This is a genomic window from Janthinobacterium sp. JF4 (assembly GCF_059617925.1).
The window spans coordinates 24,112-44,954 of record NZ_JCAQAV010000028.1; the positions used below are offsets into that span (position 1 = coordinate 24,112).

Annotated in this window: 22 protein-coding genes; 14 read left to right on the forward strand and 8 right to left on the reverse strand. The window is 60.5% G+C overall.

The genetic code is table 11. From position 1 onward, the window contains the following. The first annotated feature begins 53 nt into the window (after positions 1-53). A complete protein-coding gene (locus AC54AF_RS19000) occupies positions 54-2,120 on the forward strand; it encodes a 3-hydroxybutyrate oligomer hydrolase family protein (RefSeq protein ID WP_496637775.1) in 2,067 nt (688 codons plus the stop codon). A 46-nt stretch (positions 2,121-2,166) separates the two neighbouring features. On the opposite strand, the gene AC54AF_RS19005 is transcribed toward AC54AF_RS19000, so the two are convergent. From AC54AF_RS19005 to AC54AF_RS19015, 3 genes are all read right to left on the reverse strand, one after another. Then, positions 2,167-2,958, reverse strand: a complete 792-nt coding sequence (locus AC54AF_RS19005; RefSeq protein WP_496637776.1) for an EAL domain-containing protein — start codon at positions 2,956-2,958, stop codon at positions 2,167-2,169. A 44-nt stretch (positions 2,959-3,002) separates the two neighbouring features. Next, positions 3,003-4,160: an iron-containing alcohol dehydrogenase gene (locus AC54AF_RS19010; protein WP_496637777.1), complete on the reverse strand. Its 1,158-nt coding sequence runs from the start codon at positions 4,158-4,160 to the stop codon at positions 3,003-3,005. Between the two features lie 175 nt (positions 4,161-4,335). Next, the gene (locus tag AC54AF_RS19015; RefSeq protein ID WP_496637778.1) at positions 4,336-4,656 is read right to left on the reverse strand and encodes a DMT family transporter; all 321 of its coding nucleotides are present in this window, start codon (positions 4,654-4,656) and stop codon (positions 4,336-4,338) included. A gap of 319 nt (positions 4,657-4,975) precedes the next feature. Here AC54AF_RS19015 and mnmG point away from each other — a divergent pair, with 319 nt between their 5' ends. From mnmG to AC54AF_RS19080, 13 genes are all read left to right on the forward strand, one after another. Continuing rightward, positions 4,976-6,913 (forward strand): tRNA uridine-5-carboxymethylaminomethyl(34) synthesis enzyme MnmG, encoded by a 1,938-nt coding sequence (mnmG, locus tag AC54AF_RS19020; RefSeq protein WP_496637779.1) that lies wholly within the window; start codon positions 4,976-4,978, stop codon positions 6,911-6,913. Beyond that, positions 6,910-7,554 (forward strand): 16S rRNA (guanine(527)-N(7))-methyltransferase RsmG, encoded by a 645-nt coding sequence (gene rsmG, locus AC54AF_RS19025; RefSeq protein ID WP_496637780.1) that lies wholly within the window; start codon positions 6,910-6,912, stop codon positions 7,552-7,554. Before mnmG ends, rsmG begins: the two co-directional genes overlap by 4 nt. A 159-nt stretch (positions 7,555-7,713) precedes the next feature. Next, complete coding sequence (locus AC54AF_RS19030) at positions 7,714-8,484, forward strand: ParA family protein (protein ID WP_034752687.1); 771 nt, start codon at positions 7,714-7,716, stop codon at positions 8,482-8,484. A 64-nt stretch (positions 8,485-8,548) separates the two neighbouring features. Beyond that, the gene (locus AC54AF_RS19035) at positions 8,549-9,433 is read left to right on the forward strand and encodes a ParB/RepB/Spo0J family partition protein (protein WP_496637781.1); all 885 of its coding nucleotides are present in this window, start codon (positions 8,549-8,551) and stop codon (positions 9,431-9,433) included. 270 nt (positions 9,434-9,703) lie between these two features. Continuing rightward, positions 9,704-10,072, forward strand: coding sequence for an ATP synthase subunit I (locus AC54AF_RS19040; protein ID WP_496637782.1), 369 nt, complete (start codon positions 9,704-9,706; stop codon positions 10,070-10,072). 51 nt (positions 10,073-10,123) lie between these two features. Then, complete coding sequence (gene atpB, locus AC54AF_RS19045; RefSeq protein WP_131686873.1) at positions 10,124-10,933, forward strand: F0F1 ATP synthase subunit A; 810 nt, start codon at positions 10,124-10,126, stop codon at positions 10,931-10,933. A 60-nt stretch (positions 10,934-10,993) separates the two neighbouring features. Further along, positions 10,994-11,272, forward strand: a complete 279-nt coding sequence (atpE, locus tag AC54AF_RS19050) for a F0F1 ATP synthase subunit C (RefSeq protein ID WP_071080009.1) — start codon at positions 10,994-10,996, stop codon at positions 11,270-11,272. 43 nt (positions 11,273-11,315) lie between these two features. Continuing rightward, positions 11,316-11,786: a F0F1 ATP synthase subunit B gene (locus AC54AF_RS19055; RefSeq protein ID WP_099761157.1), complete on the forward strand. Its 471-nt coding sequence runs from the start codon at positions 11,316-11,318 to the stop codon at positions 11,784-11,786. Positions 11,787-11,788: 2 nt separating this feature from the next. Beyond that, positions 11,789-12,334: a F0F1 ATP synthase subunit delta gene (locus AC54AF_RS19060; RefSeq protein ID WP_010393786.1), complete on the forward strand. Its 546-nt coding sequence runs from the start codon at positions 11,789-11,791 to the stop codon at positions 12,332-12,334. A 78-nt stretch (positions 12,335-12,412) separates the two neighbouring features. After that, positions 12,413-13,954: a F0F1 ATP synthase subunit alpha gene (gene atpA, locus AC54AF_RS19065; RefSeq protein WP_034752701.1), complete on the forward strand. Its 1,542-nt coding sequence runs from the start codon at positions 12,413-12,415 to the stop codon at positions 13,952-13,954. A 62-nt stretch (positions 13,955-14,016) separates the two neighbouring features. Further along, positions 14,017-14,892, forward strand: coding sequence for a F0F1 ATP synthase subunit gamma (gene atpG, locus AC54AF_RS19070; protein WP_102122747.1), 876 nt, complete (start codon positions 14,017-14,019; stop codon positions 14,890-14,892). A 29-nt stretch (positions 14,893-14,921) separates the two neighbouring features. Beyond that, the gene (atpD, locus tag AC54AF_RS19075) at positions 14,922-16,322 is read left to right on the forward strand and encodes a F0F1 ATP synthase subunit beta (RefSeq protein WP_010393778.1); all 1,401 of its coding nucleotides are present in this window, start codon (positions 14,922-14,924) and stop codon (positions 16,320-16,322) included. Between the two features lie 62 nt (positions 16,323-16,384). After that, positions 16,385-16,804, forward strand: a complete 420-nt coding sequence (locus AC54AF_RS19080) for a F0F1 ATP synthase subunit epsilon (protein WP_065307860.1) — start codon at positions 16,385-16,387, stop codon at positions 16,802-16,804. Positions 16,805-16,879: 75 nt separating this feature from the next. Here AC54AF_RS19080 and rsgA read toward each other — a convergent pair whose 3' ends face one another. The 5 genes from rsgA to AC54AF_RS19105 all read right to left on the reverse strand — a co-directional run bounded on the left by rsgA (position 16,880) and on the right by AC54AF_RS19105 (position 20,836). Next, on the reverse strand, positions 16,880-17,944 hold the full coding sequence (gene rsgA, locus AC54AF_RS19085) for a ribosome small subunit-dependent GTPase A (RefSeq protein ID WP_496637783.1): 1,065 nt from the start codon (positions 17,942-17,944) through the stop codon (positions 16,880-16,882). Positions 17,945-18,219: 275 nt separating this feature from the next. After that, entirely contained in the window at positions 18,220-18,774 is a 555-nt protein-coding gene (locus tag AC54AF_RS19090) for a hypothetical protein (protein WP_496637784.1), read from the reverse strand. A 63-nt stretch (positions 18,775-18,837) separates the two neighbouring features. After that, positions 18,838-19,203, reverse strand: coding sequence for an adenosylmethionine decarboxylase (gene speD, locus AC54AF_RS19095; protein ID WP_496637785.1), 366 nt, complete (start codon positions 19,201-19,203; stop codon positions 18,838-18,840). 2 nt (positions 19,204-19,205) lie between these two features. Continuing rightward, complete coding sequence (locus tag AC54AF_RS19100; RefSeq protein WP_157814714.1) at positions 19,206-19,376, reverse strand: hypothetical protein; 171 nt, start codon at positions 19,374-19,376, stop codon at positions 19,206-19,208. After that, positions 19,373-20,836 (reverse strand): DUF4178 domain-containing protein, encoded by a 1,464-nt coding sequence (locus tag AC54AF_RS19105; protein WP_496637786.1) that lies wholly within the window; start codon positions 20,834-20,836, stop codon positions 19,373-19,375. The genes AC54AF_RS19100 and AC54AF_RS19105 overlap by 4 nt, the downstream gene beginning before the upstream one ends. Between the last annotated feature and the right edge of the window lie 7 nt (positions 20,837-20,843).

Here is a 20,843-nt window from a genome sequence, read left to right on the forward strand (position 1 = left end):
CGTCCGGCGTTTTTCATTGTGCGTTCACTGTTACCTCAACGGAGAGAATCACCATGCAAACGACGATCACGCGCGCGGGCACCAGCATGAGCCTGTGCACCCTGCTGGCGTTGGCAGCCTGCGGCAGCAACCATGCGCCGGAAGAGCTGAACCAGATGCCCGGCTACCTGGGCAGCATCACGCGCGCCGACTACGATGGCAAGACGAACGATCTGCTGACGGCCGGCCTGGGCAAGACGGGCCTGGCGGGCGCCGCGCCCGCGTATGCGAACGTGGAACAGCCGACTCCGCTCGAACTGCGCCGCAATGCCATCTACGCCAATTACCGCGCCGTGCTCGACATCGCCGCCAACAGCGGCTACGGCACCCTGTACGGACCGAACGTGGATGCGTCCGGGAACGTGGGTACGGGCGAGGGCCTGGTCGCGGGCAGTGAATACATCGCCTATGCCGATGATGGCACGGGCAAGAAGAATGTCACCTTGATGGTGCAGGTGCCGGCCAGCTTCGACCCGGACCGCGCCTGCATCGTCACGGGCACGTCCAGCGGCTCGCGCGGCATCTACGGCGCCATCGGCAGCTCCGGCGAATGGGGGCTGAAGAAGGGCTGCGCCGTGGCGTATGCCGACAAGGGGTCCGGCACGGGCCTGTATGTGTTTGAAGATGACAGCGTCAACCTGCAGAACGGCGTGCGCGCGGGCCGGGCGGCCGCCGGCAAGAACGCACTCTTCGCACCGGACTTGCACGATGCCGACCGCCTGGCCTGGGCTGGCACCTACCCGAACCGCATCGCCTTCAAGCATGCGCACTCGCAGCAGAACCCGGAGAAGGACTGGGGCAAGGTCACCTTGCAGGCGGTCGAGATGGCATTTTATGTGTTGAACGAACGCTATGGCGTGCTGGCCCGCGATGGCAGTGCACGCATCGTGCGCCTGACGCCGAAGAACACCATCACGATTGCCTCGAGCATTTCCAATGGCGCCGGCTCGGCCTTGCTGGCGGCGGAACACGATAGCAAGGGCCTGATCAGCGGCGTGGCAACCAGCGAGCCGCAAATCCAGCCGGCGGCGTCGAACGCCTACAGCGTGCGCCAGGGCGGGGCGGTGGTCGCCAATCCCGGCCGTGCGCTGTTCGACTATGCCACCTATGCGGCCCTGTATCAACCGTGCGTCGCTGCCGTGGCGGGCAATGCGGGACGCTGCACGGCGCTGGTAACCAAGGGCTTGCTGAACGGCGCCGACCTGGCGGCGCAGCAGGCGGATGCGAAGCAGCGTTTGCGCGCGTATGGCTGGCTGGTCGATTCCGATCCGCTGCAGGCAGCCCACGCGGGCACGAATATCCTGGTGGCCGTCACGTATGCGTATGCCTACGGAAAATTCTCCGTCACAGATAAGGTATGCGGTTTCACGTTTGCGCAGACCGACGGCAGCGGCAATCCGATCCCGTTTACCCCGGCGCAAAAGGCGGTCAGCTTTGCCGCGCAGAACGGCATCCTCGGCAGTGTCTTGTATGAGAACAGCGTGGGCGGCGCCAGGGTGTATACGGCCGGCGTGTCGCCATCGAACAGCCTGGCAGACCAGTCGCTCGATGGCTTCCTGTGCCTGCGCAGCCTGGCGACGGGCAAGGATGCCGTCAGTGGCGCCAGCTTGCAGGGAGCGCTGGCGGTGCAAAGCGAGCGCGTGCGGGCAGGCATGGCCGAGGTGGCGGCCAGCGGAAAATTGAATGGCAAGCCGGCCATCATCGTGCACGGCCGCAGCGATACCCTGATTCCCGTCAATCACGCGTCGCGCGCCTATCTTGGCCTGAACGCCGCCGTGGAAGGGGGCAATAGCAAGCTGCGCTATATCGAGGTGACCAACGCCAACCATTTCGATTCCTTCAGCAGTGCCTTGCCGACCCTGATCGTGCCGCTGCACATGTATCTGAACCGGGCGCTCGATGCCATGTATGCGCATCTGACTACCAAACAGGCCTTGCCGCCATCGCAGGTGGTGCGCACGGTGACGCGCGCCGATGCATCGACCGTGATCACGAATGTCAACGTGCCAGCGATCGCCACGGCGCCGGCGCCCGGCAATGCCATCAGTGTGACGGGAACGCAGGTGGATATTCCCAACTAGGCTGTATCGTCTGTGGAACCTGCGGCCACGTTTCACGTGGCCGTTTTTATTCCCAGGCCGTATCGGCGATGTGGCCCAATCCCTGGAAGACCGGTTTGGAAAACCAGTAGCCCTGCATCAGGGAAATGCCGCAGCTGGCCAGGAAGTCGCGTTCGGCGCGTGTCTCGATGCCTTCGGCCAGCACGCGGATACCGAGCTCACGGCACAGGCTGGCGATGGCCCGCACGATCGCCTGGCGCGGCGCTTGCATATCGATCCCGCGTACCAGGTCCATGTCGATCTTGATGATGTCGGGTTGGTATTCGGCCAGCAAGTTCAAGCCCGCATAGCCGGCACCGAAATCATCGATGGCTGTCTGGAAACCGTAGCGGCGGTAGGCGCGGAAAATCTCGACCAGGTGGGGACGGTCTTGCACCCGTTCGCCTTCCGTTACTTCAAAGATGATTTTGTCGGTAGGGAAATGATGCAGCCTGGCCGCTTCCAGGGTGCTGCGGATGCACACTTCAGGACGGTAGACGGCGTTGGGCAGGAAGTTGATCGACAGAAAGCCCTGCATGCCCAGCCTGGCCGCGCCCGCCACGGCCTTGACGCGGCAAGCCTGGTCGAAGCGGTAGCGGTTGTGGTCATTGACTTGCGCCAGCACGCTGGCCGCGCTTTCGCCGGTGGGGCCGCGCACCAGCGCTTCGTGCGCATAGATGCTGCGCGTGGCGAGGTCGACGATGGGCTGATAGGCATACTCGAAGGCGAACGGCAGCGGCGCGCTGTCGTGGCAACCGGCACAGGCACCATGTGGAAAGCAGGTGCTGTCAGGATGAATCGCGATATCGGGAGGTGTCATGATGGTAGTGTAGGAGGGCGGGTTGGCAGACTCCGTCTGCTGGCTCACATTGCGGCGGCATAGATGGCGCGCGCATCGCCGCGCGTGACGGGCCGGGGATTGTTGCCCAGCAAGCGCGTCTGCAGCATGGCTTCATCGGCCAGCCGGTCCAGGTCGCTGGCGGCGATACCTACCTCGCGCAGGGTGCGCGCAATGCCGGTGGCGCGGGCCAGTTCCTGCATGGCGTCGATCAGGGCCACGGCCCGGGCTTCCTCGCTGCCCGTGATACCGGGCTGCAAGACGGCCGCCAGCTGTGCGTACAGGGGCGCAGCGTGGGACAGATTAAAGCGCAGCACGTGCGGCAGCACCAGCGCATTCGACAAGCCGTGTGGCACGTGGAACAGTCCACCGATGGGATAGGCGAGCGCATGCACGGCGGCCACGGGGGCATTCGCAAACGCCCGGCCGGCCAGCATGGCGCCCAGCAGCATGGATTGGCGCGCCGGCAAATTGCTGCCATCGCGGCAGGCGGTGACCAGGTTGCTGGAGAGCAGTGACAACGCCTGGGTGGCCAGCATGTCGGACAGGGGATTTTTCAGCAGGCGGCTGGTGTACGCTTCGATCGCATGCACCATGGCGTCGATGCCGGTGGCGGCCGTCACGGCGGGTGGCAAGCCCAGGGTCAGGCTGGCGTCGAGGATGGCCAGGTCCGCATACAGTTGCGGCGCGACCACGCCCATTTTGCTGGTGGCGCCCGTGGTGACGATGGCGATGTGCGTCACTTCCGAGCCCGTGCCCGCCGTGGTCGGCAATTGCACCAGGGGTAGGCGCTGGCCATGGACATTGCCGATGCCATACAGTTGGGCCAGTTCCTGGTGGCCCGGTGCCAGTACGGCGATCAGCTTGGCCACGTCCAGCGAGCTGCCACCACCGAGGCCGATAATCAGTTCCACGTGAAACATCTGTGCCTGGGCCACGCCGGCCATGATGATGGCTTCGGGCGGATCGGCTTGCACGTCGGAAAAGACATGAACCTCGATGCCCGCCGCCTGCATGCTGTGCAGGGGGGCATCGGCCAGGCCTGTGCGCAAAAAGCCTGCGTCGGTGACGAGCAGGGCGCGGCGCACGGTGGGGAAGTGACGGGCGATGTACGCACCCAGCTGGGCGGCGGCACCCGCTTCAACGATCAGATGCGGCACGGTGCGGAACTGGAAGGCGGACATGCAGACTCCTGACAGTGAGGACAGAAGCCAAGCTTACTCCGCTTTCCCGCCCCGCGCCTGTTTCACGTGGAACAGGAGGTGCAGACCACCTCGATATCGCACAGGATGAAGAAGATGCCGATCAGAATGTACCGCAGGACGGGAAAATAATGCTCGAGGAACATGGGGATTCCTCTCAGTGGCTGGACGACAGTTTCATCAACACGATGCCGCACACGATGAGAATGGCGGCGCCCACACGCATGGCATTGAGCTGCTCGCCCAGAAAGACGACGCCGACGATGAAGGCGCCAACGGCACCGATGCCGGTCCAGATCGTGTACGCCGTGCCGAGTGGCAGGGTACGCATGGCAAGCGACAGCAAGCCGAAGCTGGCGATCATCATGGCGATGGTCATCACGGAGGGAGTGAGTTTGCTGAAACCCTCGGAGAGTTTCATCGAGTATGCCCACACGACTTCCAACATGCCGGCAATCAGTAAAAGTATCCAGGCCATGGCGGCTCCTTATACAGAGCGGGCCGTCCCGGTGTGTGCCCATGATGGGGGAGGCCGTCCTCCTGGATGATCGTCACTATGGCCACTGGCGTGACCACGATGATGCAGACGACGCGACAATTGTAGCAAACATTTCACGCGACCGCAGCCCTCCTCCTGGCCCCGCTGCGTGTTCCACGTGGAACAGAAATCACCGCTTGCTTGCCCATGCTGAGTAAAAATTAAGCAAAAATTGGCCGGTGGAAGGTTGCGTTCGCAAAAAGACTCTATAATCGGAGCTCTCTTCCCGCATTTTTACTTGCACTGTTACCTATTTATCATGTTATTTCCTACAGAATTCGACGTCATCGTTGTCGGTGGTGGTCACGCCGGTACCGAGGCGGCCCTCGCTTCCGCCCGTATGGGGCAGAAGACGCTATTGCTCACGCATAATATTGAGACACTGGGCCAGATGTCGTGCAACCCTTCCATCGGCGGTATCGGCAAGGGTCACCTGGTCAAGGAAGTCGATGCCATGGGCGGCGCGATGGCGATTGCCACCGACGAGTCCGGCATCCAGTTCCGCATCCTGAACTCCTCGAAAGGCCCGGCAGTGCGCGCCACGCGCGCCCAGGCCGACCGCATTCTCTATAAAGCCGCCATCCGCACGCGCCTGGAAAACCAGACCAACCTGTGGCTGTTCCAGCAAGCCGTCGACGATCTGATCGTCGAGGGCGACCGGGTCGTTGGCGCCGTGACGCAGATCGGCCTGAAGTTTCTCGCGCGCGCCGTGGTCTTGACGGCTGGCACTTTCCTCGACGGCAAGATCCATGTGGGCTTGAATAACTACTCGGCCGGCCGCGCCGGCGACCCGCCCGCCATCTCGCTGTCCGCGCGTCTAAAAGAATTGAAACTGCCGCAGGGGCGCTTGAAGACGGGCACGCCGCCGCGCATCGATGGCCGCACGATCGACTTTTCCGTGATGCAGGAACAGCCGGGCGACCTCGATCCCGTGCCCGTGTTTTCCGTGATGGGCAACACGGCCATGCACCCGCGCCAGGTGCCGTGCTGGATCACGCACACGAATAGCCAGACGCACGACATCATCCGCGCCGGCCTCGACCGCAGCCCCATGTACACGGGCGTCATCGAGGGCGTGGGCCCCCGTTACTGTCCCTCGATCGAAGACAAGATCCACCGGTTCTCGGGCAAGGAATCGCACCAGATCTTCCTCGAGCCGGAAGGCTTGACGACGCATGAGTTCTATCCGAACGGCATCTCCACCAGCCTGCCATTCGACGTGCAGATCGCCCTGGTGCAGTCGATGAAGGGCATGGAAAACGCGCACATCCTGCGCCCCGGCTACGCCATCGAATACGATTATTTCGACCCGCGCGGCTTGAAGGCCTCGCTGGAAACGAAGGCTGTCGCGGGCCTGTTCTTCGCCGGCCAGATCAACGGCACCACCGGCTACGAGGAAGCGGCCGCGCAAGGCATGCTGGCGGGCCTGAATGCGGCCTTGCTGACGCAGGACAAGGACGCCTGGGTACCGGGCCGCTCCGAGGCCTATCTGGGCGTGCTGATCGACGACCTGATTACCCAAGGCGTGCAGGAACCATACCGCATGTTTACCAGCCGCGCCGAGTACCGCTTGAGCCTGCGCGAAGACAATGCCGACATGCGTCTGACGGAAATCGGCCGCGCGCTGGGCTGCGTGGGCGACGCCCAGTGGCAGACGTTTGAAACGAAGCGCGAAGCGGTGGCGCGCGAGCTCGAGCGCCTGCGTTCCACGTGGGTCAATCCGCGCATCCTGGCGGCCGCCGAATCGGAACGCATCGTCGGCCAGGCCATCGAACGCGAGTATTCGCTGGCGGACTTGCTGCGCCGTCCGAACGTGGCCTACGACACCCTGATGAGCATGACGGGCATGGAAGGGCAGGCCCTGGCCGGCCCCGGCGTGGAAGATGCGGCCGTGCGCGAGCAGGTGGAAATCCAGCTCAAATATGCGGGCTACATCGAGCGCCAGAGCAAGGAAATCGAGCGCCACGAACACTATGAAAACCTGGCTTTGCCAGAGGGTTTCAATTACCTCGATATCGGCGCGCTGTCGGTCGAAGTGCGGCAAAAACTCGACAAGCAGCGCCCGGAAACCCTGGGCCAGGCCTCGCGCATTTCCGGCGTGACGCCGGCGGCGATTTCGCTGCTGCTCGTGCATCTGAAAAAGCGCGGCTTTGGCGCCGTGCAGACCACTACTTTAAAGGACGAGGTTGTTGAATGAAGCAGTTTGACCGGGCCGCATTGGCCCCCATTTTGAATGAAGGCATCGCCGCGCTGGGGCTCGACCTGAGCGCGGATCAGACGGAAAAACTGCTCGATTACCTGGCCATGCTGGCCAAATGGAACAGCGTGTACAACCTGACGTCGGTGCGCGATCCCCTGCAGATGCTGACCCTGCACGTGCTCGATTCGCTGGCCGCCGTGCCGGCCTTCGCGCATGCCAAAAACGTGCTCGACGTGGGCGCCGGCGGCGGCTTGCCGGGCATGGTATTGGCCATCGCGCGGCCCGATGTGAAGGTCTCAATGATCGATACCGTGCATAAAAAGACGGCATTCCTGACGCAAGTGAAGGCCGAACTGGGCCTGGCCAACGTCACCGTGTACACGAAGCGGGTGGAACAGCTGGAAGTGCCGCAAAAATTCGACGTGATCACCTCGCGCGCCTTCGCCGACCTGTCCGACTTCGTCAACTGGTCGAACCACGTGCTGGCAGAGGGCGGGCAATTCATCGCCTTGAAAGGGGTGGCGCCGCCAGACGAGAGAGAGAGACTGCCGGCAGACTGGAAAGTGACGGAATTGCGATCTATCCAGGTGCCAGGGCTAGATGCGGAGCGTCATCTGGTCTTTATAGCAAGAATTTAAAAGCTGCAGAATTAAATGGTATAAATCATATAAACAGTTTATACGGTATAAATCATATAAACGATTTATATCGTATAAATGAAATAAATAGTATAAATCGTTTCGGCCGGATGCCGGGGCGCACGATGAAGTTTGCATCTCTTTACAACTAGAAGATACATGGCCAAAATTTTTTGTGTAGCAAATCAAAAGGGTGGTGTTGGTAAAACCACAACAAGCGTCAACCTCTCCGCCGGTCTGGCCAAGTTGAACCAGCGCGTGCTGCTGGTCGACCTCGACCCGCAGGGCAACGCGACCATGGGGGCCGGCATCAACAAGGCCGGCCTGAAGGCGTCGACCTATGAAGTCATGCTGGGCGAGTCCGATGTCAAGACGGCACGCCAGCGTTCGGAAGCGGGGCGCTTCGATGTCTTGCCGTCGAACCGCGAGCTGGCCGGCGCCGAAGTGGAGATGGTCGAACTCGACAACCGCGAACGCCGCCTGAAAGATGCGCTGGCCGAAGTGGACGGCGAATACGACTTCATCCTCGTAGATTGCCCACCGGCACTATCGATGCTGACCCTGAACGGCCTGTGCGCCGCGCATGGGGTGATCATCCCGATGCAGTGCGAGTATTACGCCCTGGAAGGATTGTCCGACCTGGTCAACACCATCAAGAAGGTGCACGCGAACCTGAACCCGGATCTGAAGATCATTGGCCTGTTGCGCGTGATGTTCGATCCGCGCATGACATTATCGCAACAAGTGTCGGCCCAGCTGGAACAGCACTTCGGCGACAAGGTGTTCAACACCATCATCCCGCGCAATGTGCGTCTGGCCGAAGCGCCATCGTACGGCTTGCCCGGCGTCACCTTCGATCCCAGCTCGAAAGGCGCCCAGGCATACATCGCCTTCGGCGCCGAGATGGTCGAACGCATCAAACATATGTAAACAAGGGGCGAGCGTCTGCACAATATGATGTAAGCGCTTACTCTGAAAACACGATTAGGACAGCATGGCTACGAAAAAATTAAAAGGACTGGGTCGCGGACTCGACGCCCTGTTGGGCGGCGGCGGCGACTTCGCCAGTCCGGACACGCATCAACCGTCGAACTTGCCCGTGTCGCAAATGCAAGCCGGCAAATACCAGCCGCGCACGCGCATGGACGAGGGCGCCCTGAATGAACTGGCCGCCTCGATCAAGGCGCAGGGGCTGATGCAGCCGATTCTGGTGCGCCCGATTGGCCAGGACACCTTGAGCGGACTTATCAAATATGAAATCATTGCCGGCGAACGCCGTTTCCGCGCCTCGCAACTGGCCGGCCTGACGGAAGTGCCGGTGCTGGTGCGCGACGTGGACGACCTGGCCGCGGCCGCCATGGCGCTGATCGAGAACATCCAGCGCGAAGACTTGAATCCTCTGGAGGAAGCGCAAGGCATACACCGTCTGATCGCCGACTTCAGTTTTACGCATGAGCAAGCGGCCACTGCGCTGGGACGCTCGCGTAGCGCCGTGTCGAACCTGTTGCGCCTGATGAATCTGGCCGCTCCCGTGCAGACCATGCTGATGGCCGGCGATATCGACATGGGCCATGCGCGCGCCTTGCTGGCCGTCGATGCGGCCAGCCAGATCACCCTGGCGAATCAGGTCGTGGCCAAACGCCTGTCCGTGCGCGAAACGGAAAAGCTCGTCACCCGCACGGTCGAGGAAGCGGCCAACCCGGTCGAATCGCGGCAGAAGGAAAAGTCCGGCGACATTGCGCGCCTGGAAGAAGAGCTGTCCGATGCGCTGGCCACGCCCGTGGTGTTCAAGATGGGCAACAAAGGCCGTGGCCAATTGGTGATCGATTTTGCCGATCTTGACGTACTCGATGGTTTGTTGACCCGCTTGCGTGGTTAAATAGCAAGCTGCCAAGGCCGGGACCATGCGGGTGTGGACGATCCGGCCATGCGTTCCAGATGCACCACGTGATTCCTTGATAACACGGCTGGAAGCGGCCAGACAAGCGCCTTTGCCATATAGTGGTGCAAATGGCGGCGAATAGTCGGTAAAGCGTCAGTTTCACGCAGCAATTGCCCTGCTGCGGTGCAGCAACGTTTGACTCTATAGATCAAAGCCAACTATAATCCCGTGTCTTTGCGTGTGTAGATTTTTTTGGGAACTTGGCAATTGAGTGATTCACAACAAAGTATTGCCAAGCCAGTCTACAAAGTAGTTGCCTTGCAGCTAGCAATCGTGATCAGCTTTGCCACGGCCACCCTGTTTTTCGGTGGTAGTGTCAGAGGCTGGTCCGCCGCATGCGGCGGTGCGATCGCCGTCGCCGGCAGTCTGGCGTATGCCTTGCTGGTCGTTCGCGCTACTAGCGACGCCAAAAAGGCTTTTCGCGCGCACTTGCGTGCGGAAATGGTGAAAATATTTATTACAGCGGTGCTGTTTATATTGGCACTGGTGTTGTTTCAGTCGGCCGCCTGGTTATGGCTGATCTTGGGTTTCGCGGTGGCAACCTTAGCATACTGGTTTTCATTGCTCGCTGTTTAATCATTGGTTTTAGGGCCTGTTGTGCTCTGAAACGACAAATCTAAATTCATTATGACCACAGAACACGCTATTGAAGCGGGCCATGCTGCCCCGGCCAACGCCACAGAATACATCAGCCACCATTTGGCCCACTTGAAAAGCGCCGATGGCGCCTTCAACCTGGACACATTCTGGGTGTCTGCCATCATGGGCTTTGTTTTCCTTGCCGTTTTCTACATGGCTTCGCGCCGCGCGACGGCCGGTGTTCCTGGCAAACTGCAAAACTTCGTCGAAATGATCATGGAAATGGTCAATGAGACTATTAATGGGGCCTTCCACGCAAAAAGCAAGATCATTGCGCCACTGGCGATCACGATTTTCGTGTGGGTCTGGTTGTTGAACGCAATGGACTTCCTGCCGGTTGACCTGCTGCCGAAAGTGTTGAGCTGGTTTGGCGTGCACAAGCTGCGCGTGGTGCCGACCGCCGACGTGAACCATACTTTTGCGATGTCGTTCTCGGTAGTTCTGTGCATTATCGCGTTTTCCGTCAAGGCCAAGGGCCTGGGCGGCTGGATCAAGGAATTGTTTACCGCGCCTTTCCATGCAAGTGGCATCATCGGCACGATCTTGTTGGCACCAGTTAATTTCTTGCTGCAAATGGTTGAGTTGGTTGCAAAACTGATCTCCCTGTCGCTGCGACTGTTCGGCAATATGTATGCCGGCGAGCTGATTTTCATCTTGATCGCGTTGTTGCCTTGGTGGGCACAGTGGGCGTTGGGTGGTCCATGGGCAATTTTCCATATCTTGATTGTAACTTTGCAAGCTTTTGTGTTTATGGCGTTGACGGTTGTGTATCTGAGCCTTGCGGTTGAGAAACATTAATCAGCAACTTTATATTTTGTTTTTTTTAGTATCTTTCGTTTTTAAATTTAGGAGAATTTTATGCAAGCTCTGATCGCACAAGTACAAAGCATGACCGTTCTGGCAGCAGCAATCATCATCGGCCTGGCCGCAATCGGCACCGCTCTGGGCTTCGCTATTCTGGGTGGCAAATTCCTGGAAGCTTCGGCACGTCAACCAGAACTGATGCCACAACTGCAAACCAAACTGTTCGTTATCGCTGGTCTGCTGGATGCTATCTCGATGATCGGCGTTGGTATCGCTCTGCTGTACACGTTCGCTAACCCGTTCCTGTCGGCTCTGACCGCTGTTGCTCAGTAATTCGCTCCAACCCTAGGAGAAACTTTTAGTTAGGAGCAAAGGTATGGACATCAATATGTCGCTCATCGGCCAGATGATCACCTTCGCGGTGTTGGTCTGGTTCTCGATGAAGTTCGTATTTCCAGCGCTGAACACAGCGCTGGATGAGCGTGCCAAACGAATCGCGGATGGATTGGCTGCGGCCGATCAAGGTCAGGCTTCGATGGCTGTCGCTGAAAAGCGTGCGCAAGAGGCATTGAACAGTGCACGTGAAGAAGCGTCGCAACGCGTTGCGGACGCTGAAAAGCGCGCGCAGCTGGTTGCTGAAGAGATCAAGCAAAATGCACAAGCTGAAGCTGCGCGTATCATTGCGCAAGCCCAGTCGGACGCCGAACAGCAACTGTCGAAAGCACGCGAACAATTGCGCGCTCAGGTGGCTGACCTGGCTGTCAAGGGTGCCGAGCAGATCTTGAAGCGTGAAGTCAACGCTACGGCTCACGCCGAAATGTTGCAGCGTCTTGCTGTCGAGCTGTAATCATGGCAGAACTCGCAACCGTCGCCCGTCCCTACGCGGAAGCTTTGTTCCGCGTAGCCCAAGCTGGTAAGGAGTCAAGCAACCTCGCGGCGTGGTCCGAGCTGGTGTCCGAACTGGCACAGATCGGTAGCCACCCCGAGGTACAGGCGTACGCGCGCAATCCGAAAGTTTCGGAAAGCGACGTCGCCGCCACCATCCTGTCGTTGTTGAAATCGCCGCTCAATGAGGAAGTGAAAAACTTCGTCACGTTGTTGATCGAAAATGGCCGCATCAGCCTGCTGCCGGAAATCGGCGCGCAATTCCATACCTTGAAAAACGGTCTGGAAGGTGCGGCTGACGCCGAGATCACGAGCGCTTTCGATCTGAGCGAAGGCCAAACGGCCGAGCTGGTCGCAACGCTGGAAAAGAAATTCAGTCGTAAGCTCAACCCTGCCGTCACAGTGGATCCATCGCTGCTCGGCGGCGTGCGCGTGGTCGTTGGCGACCAAGTGCTCGATACCTCGGTGCGCGCCAAGCTGCAGCAACTGCACGCTGCACTGGTGTCGTAAGACACGCGCTTCGGCAGGCCAGCTAAGACAGACCCTTACCCCTCGCGCAAGCTGAGAGAAACACTTTTAGGAGTTAGTATGCAACTCAACCCATCTGAAATCAGCGAGTTGATCAAGAGCCGGATCCAAGGTCTTGACGGCGGCGCTGAAGTGCGTAATCAAGGCACGGTTATTTCCGTCGCCGACGGTATCTGCCGCATCCACGGTTTGTCGGACGTGATGCAAGGCGAGATGCTGGAATTCCCAGGTAACACGTTTGGCCTGGCAATGAATCTGGAACGCGACTCCGTCGGTTCCGTGATTCTGGGTGCCTACGAGCACATCTCCGAAGGCGACACGGTGAAATGCACCGGCCGCATTCTGGAAGTGCCAGTCGGTCCTGAGCTGCTCGGCCGCGTGGTCAACGCGCTGGGTCAGCCGATCGACGGCAAAGGCGCCATCGAAACCAAACTGACGGCCGCGATTGAAAAAATCGCTCCGGGCGTGATCGCCCGTGAGTCCGTTTCGCAACCAATGCAAACCGGCCTGAAGTCGATCGATGCGATGGTTCCAGTTGGCCGCGGCCAGCGCGAACTGATCATCGGCGACCGTCAAACCGGCAAGTCGGCTGTGGCGATTGATGCGATCATCAATCAAAAAGGCCAGGGCATGAAATGTATCTACGTCGCGATTGGCCAAAAAGCCTCGTCGATCAAGAACATCGTGCGCTCGCTGGAACAGCACGGCGCGATGGAATACACCATCGTTGTCGCCGCTTCCGCTTCGGAATCGGCCGCCATGCAATACATTTCGCCGTACTCCGGTTGCGCCATGGGCGAATACTTCCGTGACCGCGGTGAAGATGCACTGATCGTCTACGACGATCTGTCCAAACAAGCTGTTGCATACCGTCAAATCTCGCTGCTGCTGCGCCGTCCACCAGGTCGCGAAGCGTACCCAGGCGACGTGTTCTACCTGCACAGCCGCCTGCTGGAACGCGCAGCACGCGTGAACGCCGACTACGTCGAGAAGTTCACCGACGGCGCCGTCAAAGGCAAGACCGGTTCCCTGACGGCACTGCCGATCATTGAAACGCAAGCTGGCGACGTGTCCGCATTCGTTCCAACCAACGTGATTTCGATTACCGACGGTCAGATCTTCCTGGAAACCTCGCTGTTCAACGCCGGTATCCGTCCTGCCATTAACGCCGGTATTTCCGTATCGCGCGTCGGTGGCGCCGCCCAGACCAAGGTCATCAAAAACCTGTCCGGCGGTATCCGTACCGACTTGGCGCAGTACCGTGAACTGGCTGCGTTTGCGCAGTTCGCGTCCGACCTGGATGAATCGACCCGCAAGCAGCTGGACCGTGGTGCCCGCGTGACGGAATTGCTCAAGCAAGCCCAGTACTCGCCACTGTCGATCTCGCTGATGGCCGTATCGCTGTTCTCGGTGAACAAAGGCTTCATGGACGACGTGCCAGTCAAGCAAGTGCTGTCGTTCGAAGCTGGTGTCCACGCTTACATGAAGACCAAGCAAGCTGCTCTGCTGGCCAAGATCGAAGAAACCAAGCAACTCGACAAAGACAGCGAAGCAACTCTGTCGGCGGCCATTGCTGATTTCAAGAAATCCGGCGCATATTAAGCGGCCAGGCGGCGCCCGCCTCGAGTGAGGCGCCGCCCTACGCGCAGAAGGAGTAAGGACTCATGGCATCAAGCAAAGAGATACGAGGCAAGATCAAGAGCGTAGAGAATACGAAGAAGATCACCAAGGCGATGGAAATGGTCGCCGCGTCCAAAATGCGCAAGGCGCAAGACCGGATGCGGGCCGCCCGTCCCTACAGTGACAAGATTCGGAATATCGCCGCCAATCTGGCGACCGCCAATCCGGAATACACGCACCCGTTCCTGGCAGTTGCCCAGGGTACGCAAGCGAAGGCAGTGGGTTTCATCGTTGTCACGACCGACAAGGGTCTGTGCGGCGGCATGAACACCAACATCCTGCGCCAGGTGACGTCGAAGTCGCGCGAGCTGGAAGCAGCTGGCAACCGGATTGAAGCAGTTGCCATCGGTAACAAGGGTTTGGGTTTTTTGAATCGCATCGGCGTCAAGATCATTGCGCACGCCATTCAAACCGGTGATACGCCCCACCTGGACAAACTGATCGGACCTGTCAAGGTCATGCTCGAAGAGTTCCAGGCAGGCAAGATCGATGCAGTGTACCTGTGCTACACCAAATTCATCAACACGATGAAGCAGGAACCAGTCGTGGAGCAATTGCTGCCCCTGACGGCCGACAAGATGGTCGCCGACAAGAGCGCCCACACGTGGGATTACATCTACGAGCCGGATGCGCAAAGCGTGATCGACGAATTGCTGGAGCGCTATGTAGAAGCGCTGGTGTACCAGGCAGTCGCGGAGAATCTGGCGTCCGAGCAATCGGCACGGATGGTCGCGATGAAAGCTGCAAGCGACAACGCGGGTAGTGTGATCGGCGAATTGAAGCTGATCTACAACAAGACCCGCCAAGCTGCGATTACCAAAGAACTCTCCGAAATCGTCGCCGGTGCGGCTGCGGTTTAAACGAATTTAACTATATTGAAGGAACGAACATGGCTGATGGCAAAATCGTTCAGTGTATCGGCGCTGTGGTGGACGTTGAGTTTCCCCGCAACGCGATGCCTAAGGTATTTGATGCCTTGAAGATGGCAGGCTCGGAACTGACCCTGGAAGTACAACAGCAGTTGGGCGACGGCATTGTCCGTACCATTGCACTCGGCTCGTCCGATGGCTTGCGTCGCGGCATGATGATCCAGAACACCGGCAAACCTATCATGGTGCCAGTCGGTAAAGCAACCCTGGGTCGCATCATGGACGTGCTGGGTAACCCGATCGACGAATGCGGCCCAGTGTCGCACGAGCAAGTCGCGTCGATCCACCGCACCGCTCCTGCATACGACGAACTGTCGCCATCGCAAGAACTGCTGGAAACCGGCATCAAGGTGATCGACCTGGTTTGCCCGTTTGCAAAAGGCGGTAAAGTTGGTCTGTTCGGCGGCGCTGGCGTAGGCAAGACCGTCAACATGATGGAATTGATTAACAACATCGCCAAGGCGCACAGCGGCGTGTCCGTGTTCGCCGGTGTGGGTGAGCGTACGCGTGAAGGTAACGACTTCTACCACGAGATGGCTGACGCGAAAGTGGTCGATCTGGAAAACCCAGAGAACTCCAAAGTCGCGATGGTCTACGGTCAGATGAATGAACCGCCAGGTAACCGTCTGCGCGTCGCGCTGACTGGCCTGACGATCGCTGAATCGTTCCGTGATGAAGGCAAAGACGTTCTGTTCTTCGTCGACAACATCTACCGCTTCACGCTGGCTGGTACCGAAGTCTCGGCACTGCTGGGCCGTATGCCGTCGGCTGTGGGTTACCAACCGACCCTGGCTGAAGAAATGGGCCGTCTGCAAGAGCGTATCACGTCGACCAAGACCGGTTCGATCACCTCGATCCAGGCCGTCTACGTTCCAGCCGATGATTACACCGATCCGTCGCCTGCTACCACGTTTGCTCACTTGGATTCGACCGTTGCGCTGTCGCGTGACATCGCTTCCCTGGGTATCTACCCAGCCGTGGACCCACTCGATTCGACCTCGCGTCAGCTCGATCCGTTGATCGTTGGTCAAGAGCACTATGACACCGCGCGTGCCGTGCAAACGACCCTGCAACGCTACAAGGAATTGCGCGACATTATCGCGATTCTGGGTATGGACGAGCTGGCACCGGAAGACAAACTGCTGGTCGCCCGTGCACGCAAGATGCAGCGTTTCCTGTCGCAGCCTTTCCACGTCGCTGAAGTCTTTACCGGCGCGCCTGGTAAATACGTTTCGCTCAAAGACACGATCAAGGGCTTCAAAATGATCGCTTCGGGCGAACTCGATCACCTGCCGGAACAAGCGTTCTACATGGTCGGCACGATCGAAGAAGCAATCGAAAAAGCCAAGAAACTTAACTAAGTTAAGTCTGGGCCTAACCCCGCCCCTTACAAGGCGGGGTTCTTCAACCCGATAGGACACACATGGCACACACAATTCACGTTGACGTGGTTTCCGCTGAAGAACTGATTTTTTCAGGCGAAGCAGAATTCGTCGCGTTGCCGGGTGAACAGGGCGAGCTGGGTATCTACCCACGCCACACGCCTTTGATTACCCGCATCCGTCCGGGCGCGGTCCGCATCAAGGTAGTCGGCCAGGCTGAAGAAGAGTTCGTCTTCGTTGCCGGCGGCCTGCTGGAAGTGCAACCGGATACCGTGACCGTCCTGGCCGATACCGCGATCCGCGGTCACGACCTCGACGAAGCGAAAGCGCTGGAAGCGAAGAAGTTGGCGGAAGAAAATATCCACAACAAGGATTCGGGCATCGACTACGCGCAAGCGCAAGCCGAGCTGGCCAGCGCGATTGCGCAGCTGGCAGCGATCCAGAAGCTGCGCAAGCATTAATTCGCTTGCAAGCAGCAACAAGAAAGGCAGCCTGCGGGCTGCCTTTTTTTTCAGCAAAACTCACTTCAGCAAAAACTAGCGGCGCTTGTCTTTTCCCCTTTCCAGCCCCGCCTTCAAGATCGTCTTCCACTTGGCGCGCGCGGCTATGCGCTCGAGCGGCGTCTCGTCGATGCGGCGGGCGTCGCGCAGCAGCTTGTGATAATTGCGCAGGCGGTCCGCATCGATGGCGCCGCGCACGGCGCAACCGGGTTCGCTGGCATGCTGGCAATCGCGGAACTGGCACGTCGCCGCCAGCGCCGCGATATCGTCAAACGTGGCGGCCAGGGTGTCCGCATCGGCGTCGGCGCGCCAGCTGCGCAAGCCCGGCGTATCGATGATGCAGGCGCCGCTGGCGCACAGGTGCAGCGAGCGCGCTGTCGTCGTATGCCGGCCGCGTCCATCGCCATGGCGCACGCCATTGGTCGCCTGCTCCACCGTGCACAGGGTATTGGTCAGGCTGGACTTGCCGGCGCCCGATGAACCGAGCAGCACCAGGGTCTGGCCGGCACCCAGCCAGGGTGCCAGGATGGCCACGTCATACGCGTGGCGCGTATCGACGGCAAACAGCGGCACGTGGGGCGGCAGGCGCTGTTTCAGCTGCGCCAGTTTGCCGGCCACGTCGTCGGCCACGTCCGCCTTGCTCAGCACCACCAGGGGCATCACTTGCGCCGCCAGCACGATGGCCAGATAGCGCTCCAGGCGGCGCGGGTTGAAGTCCCCGTCCAGTCCCATCACCAGCAGGGCCGTATCGACATTGCTGGCGAGTACCTGGCGCCGGCCGTCATTGCCGCGCCGGGCGATCTGCGTGACTGGGGATAAGCGCTCTCTTATCCACAGCGTGCCGTGAGCATCGGGTTCGGCGGCGACCCAGTCGCCCACAGCAAGGATGGTGTCCTGCGCCTGCAGCTGGTTCAGCAGGCGCGGCAGGATCTGCGCCGGGTGTTCCAGGCTGCCGTCGTGCACGCCGATGCTGTCACGGTGCACGGCGCTCACGCGTAGCAGCTGGGTGGCGGGAGAAGAGATGTCAAGTTGAATGGCTGCGCTGGCGATGGCCTGCTGCAGCCCGATAAGGCGTAGTTGCGCAAAATCGAATGCGATCATGGTAGCGTGATTCCAAATTCTGTCGTCCGCGTGCGGACGTGAAGCCTGCGCGTGCAGGCACCGCCAGTCGCGATGACTGGCACGAAAGAAGGGGAACGTCGGCTACGCGATCACGCGTATGGGGAAGTGCGGGCTAAGGGGCTTAGCGGGAAAAACAGTGATCAGGCAGCCGACAGCACGGCAGTATCCGAATGGCGCATGTTGTCTACTCCTGAGGTGTGAGGGAAAACGCCAGTGTGCCAGCGGTACGCGCCGCCGTCAATGGACGGTGTGGCTCAGCTGCACATGCCGTAAGCCTGGCGCTCGGGGAAATAGCGGTACGTAAACGTGCGTACCGGGTAGCGCTTGCCGGCGACGAGCATGTCGGGCATGGATAAATCAAAGCGCTGCGGCAGCTGGCGCGGCAGCTGCAGGCGCAAGCGCCACTGGGTTTCGGCGCTAGAGCCGACGGCGGCAAACATGATGGGCAGCTGCTCGATGACGTCGACGATTTCCGCTTTCTGGTTCATGCCGCGCTGGTAAATGGTCAGCACCTTCGCTTCGGCGAAGGGCGGCTTTTTCGGTTCTTCCAGCAGGAAGGACAGGCGCGTAAAACTGGCTTGCGTGCCGATGGGAAGAGTAAAAATCAGCGCCAGCTCGGTGCCGCCTTCCTTCAGCGTGACGGGCGGCGTGGCGTAGATGCTGATACCGCGCGGCAGTTCGAAACGCGAGCCCTCCGTCCACGTCTTGCACTCGGGCGTGGTGGCCTGGTACAGGCTGGGCGCCGTGTAGTCATCGCAGGCGGAAACCAGCAGCAGCAGGGGCAAGGCAAGGAGGGCGGAACGGCGCATGGGAGTCACGGTTGGAGGATCAGCCGACAGTGTAAGCGATCGCCACGCGATCCACCAGCGAGCTTACGCCGGCGGCGCGCGCCGCACGGATTGCAGCTGGCAGTGCGCCGCCTGCAGCGCATCCTTGATGGCGTCGAGCGCCAGTTGCGGCCGGGCCGCGCCGCACATGAAGATGTCGACGGCGGCAAAGCCGGCTTCGGGCCAGGTATGCAGCGAGATGTGCGACTCGGCCAGCAGCAGCACGCCCGTGACGCCCTGGCCCGGGCCAAAGCTGTGGAAATGGCCGTGCAGCACCTGCGCGCCAGCCGTGATGGCAGCATCGCGCAGCAGGCGCTCGAGCGCGGCGCAATCGCGCAGGCGTTCCGGCGCGATGCCCGACAGGTCGGCCAGCAGATGGGTGCCCAGGGGCAGATGCGCAGTGGTCGCCATGCCTATTTGTGGCTGCCGCCGCTGGAGCCGCCGCCATAGCTGCCGCCGCCGCTGCCCGTGCGCGAACTCCAGCTGCTGCCGCTGCTGCTGCCGGCCACCTTGAACATGCGCACCCAATTGGCGGCCGTGACGGAAAACGTCACCATCAAGGCATAGATCACATATTTGCTCATGGGGGATTCTTTGCATTCTTGTCGAGAAAAACGGCGGGCAGGAACAGCGCCAGGCAGCCCAGCAGGCTCCACATCAAGGTGCTGGAAAACGAGACAAACATGGGGATCGCATTCAAGACCAGCACGATGACGATGAAGACCTTGGCGATGCCGCGGTGGCTGAGCTGGATATTCTGTACCTTGGCGCCGCCATGGAAGGCGGCGCCGAACCAGGCGGCCATCTGGTCATAGGCGACGGGCACGGAGCGCGACCAGGTCATTTCCTCACCGGTGACTTCCGCCGCCAGCTTGGTCTGTCCCTGCTCGAATTCATAGACGCGCGTGCTGTCGCCGACGGCCACCTTCCAGTTGAAGGCGCCCGCCGCGTACACCACCTGCGAGCCGTAGTCATACAGTTTGCGATACGTGGCGCCATCGAGCGTGCAGGTATCGGCGTCCAATGACGCCCAGTTGGGCCAGTTCGGCAGCACGTTCGAGCGCGACCAGCCATCGTCCGTCTCCACCAGCCAGAAGAAGCCGGCGCGCGCGTTGTACAGCAGGTATTCGTTCCACTCGCTGCCTTCATCGTCGGCGCGGCGCATCATGCCGATCACCGTGAAGTCGGCATTGCTGATCTTCGCGCTGGCGCCCAGCTCCAAGGTGATGTCGGCGTTGTCGTGCACCTGCTTGCCGATGGCCAGCACCTGCGCTTCCGGGCCGCTCGCATCGAGCTGCGCGTGGCAGGCGGGACACACCAGCTGCGCCGCCGCGCCGGGCACATACCCGATGCCGCTGCCGCAGGAGGGGCAGTCGAGCGCGTCGAGCTTGCCGCGGTACTTGCCGGCGCTTTTGGCGATGGCATCGTCGTCACGCAGCAGCTGGCACTGCAAGCCGTCCAGGGTGACGGCCACACCCTGGTAGACGACGGGCTGCGGGCCATCCGTGTAGTCGAGCGTGACAAAGCTGGCGTAGTTGCGCAAGTCCGCCACCTGGATGCGCCAGCCGGCGCCCACCTTGAACGGCAGTTCACCCTGGCCGGCGATGCATTCGGCGTTGCGGATCTCGGCCGCCGTGTACGGTTCGCCGCAGATCGTGTAGCGCTTGCCCGGCGCCAGCTCGCCAAAGACGGGCAGGGCGTCTTGCGTCTTGCGCTCGCGCGTCAGGGTGTACAGGCCGGACGAGTCTCCCAGCCAGGCCGTGCTGGCGTCGTCGAACAGCAGATACCACTCGTTCCACGTGCCGGCGCTGTAGCGCTGCTGGATGCGGCCGACGACGGTGAAGTGCACGCCGTCGTGCACGCCGGCCGTGCCGATCTGGATCGGCGAGTAGTCTTCCAGGACGGCCGACATCTTGCCTACGTCCCTGACGGAATCGGCGTCCTTGAGGATGGTGCTGTGACAGTACTCGCACACGGCGAGCACGGAAGCGTGCGAGCGGAAGCGGACTTCCGCGCCGCAGCTGGGACAGGAAACAGTTTGCATGCAGTCG

Coding starts and splice junctions, on each gene's coding strand:
- AC54AF_RS19000 (WP_496637775.1), top strand. CDS start 54: ATGCAAACGACGATCACGCGCGCGGGCACCAGCATGAGCCTGTGCACC.
- AC54AF_RS19005 (WP_496637776.1), bottom strand. CDS start 2,958: ATGACACCTCCCGATATCGCGATTCATCCTGACAGCACCTGCTTTCCA.
- AC54AF_RS19010 (WP_496637777.1), bottom strand. CDS start 4,160: ATGTCCGCCTTCCAGTTCCGCACCGTGCCGCATCTGATCGTTGAAGCG.
- AC54AF_RS19015 (WP_496637778.1), bottom strand. CDS start 4,656: ATGGCCTGGATACTTTTACTGATTGCCGGCATGTTGGAAGTCGTGTGG.
- mnmG (WP_496637779.1), top strand. CDS start 4,976: ATGTTATTTCCTACAGAATTCGACGTCATCGTTGTCGGTGGTGGTCAC.
- rsmG (WP_496637780.1), top strand. CDS start 6,910: ATGAAGCAGTTTGACCGGGCCGCATTGGCCCCCATTTTGAATGAAGGC.
- AC54AF_RS19030 (WP_034752687.1), top strand. CDS start 7,714: ATGGCCAAAATTTTTTGTGTAGCAAATCAAAAGGGTGGTGTTGGTAAA.
- AC54AF_RS19035 (WP_496637781.1), top strand. CDS start 8,549: ATGGCTACGAAAAAATTAAAAGGACTGGGTCGCGGACTCGACGCCCTG.
- atpB (WP_131686873.1), top strand. CDS start 10,124: ATGACCACAGAACACGCTATTGAAGCGGGCCATGCTGCCCCGGCCAAC.
- atpE (WP_071080009.1), top strand. CDS start 10,994: ATGCAAGCTCTGATCGCACAAGTACAAAGCATGACCGTTCTGGCAGCA.
- AC54AF_RS19055 (WP_099761157.1), top strand. CDS start 11,316: ATGGACATCAATATGTCGCTCATCGGCCAGATGATCACCTTCGCGGTG.
- AC54AF_RS19060 (WP_010393786.1), top strand. CDS start 11,789: ATGGCAGAACTCGCAACCGTCGCCCGTCCCTACGCGGAAGCTTTGTTC.
- atpA (WP_034752701.1), top strand. CDS start 12,413: ATGCAACTCAACCCATCTGAAATCAGCGAGTTGATCAAGAGCCGGATC.
- atpG (WP_102122747.1), top strand. CDS start 14,017: ATGGCATCAAGCAAAGAGATACGAGGCAAGATCAAGAGCGTAGAGAAT.
- atpD (WP_010393778.1), top strand. CDS start 14,922: ATGGCTGATGGCAAAATCGTTCAGTGTATCGGCGCTGTGGTGGACGTT.
- AC54AF_RS19080 (WP_065307860.1), top strand. CDS start 16,385: ATGGCACACACAATTCACGTTGACGTGGTTTCCGCTGAAGAACTGATT.
- rsgA (WP_496637783.1), bottom strand. CDS start 17,944: ATGATCGCATTCGATTTTGCGCAACTACGCCTTATCGGGCTGCAGCAG.
- AC54AF_RS19090 (WP_496637784.1), bottom strand. CDS start 18,774: ATGCGCCGTTCCGCCCTCCTTGCCTTGCCCCTGCTGCTGCTGGTTTCC.
- speD (WP_496637785.1), bottom strand. CDS start 19,203: ATGGCGACCACTGCGCATCTGCCCCTGGGCACCCATCTGCTGGCCGAC.
- AC54AF_RS19100 (WP_157814714.1), bottom strand. CDS start 19,376: ATGAGCAAATATGTGATCTATGCCTTGATGGTGACGTTTTCCGTCACG.
- AC54AF_RS19105 (WP_496637786.1), bottom strand. CDS start 20,836: ATGCAAACTGTTTCCTGTCCCAGCTGCGGCGCGGAAGTCCGCTTCCGC.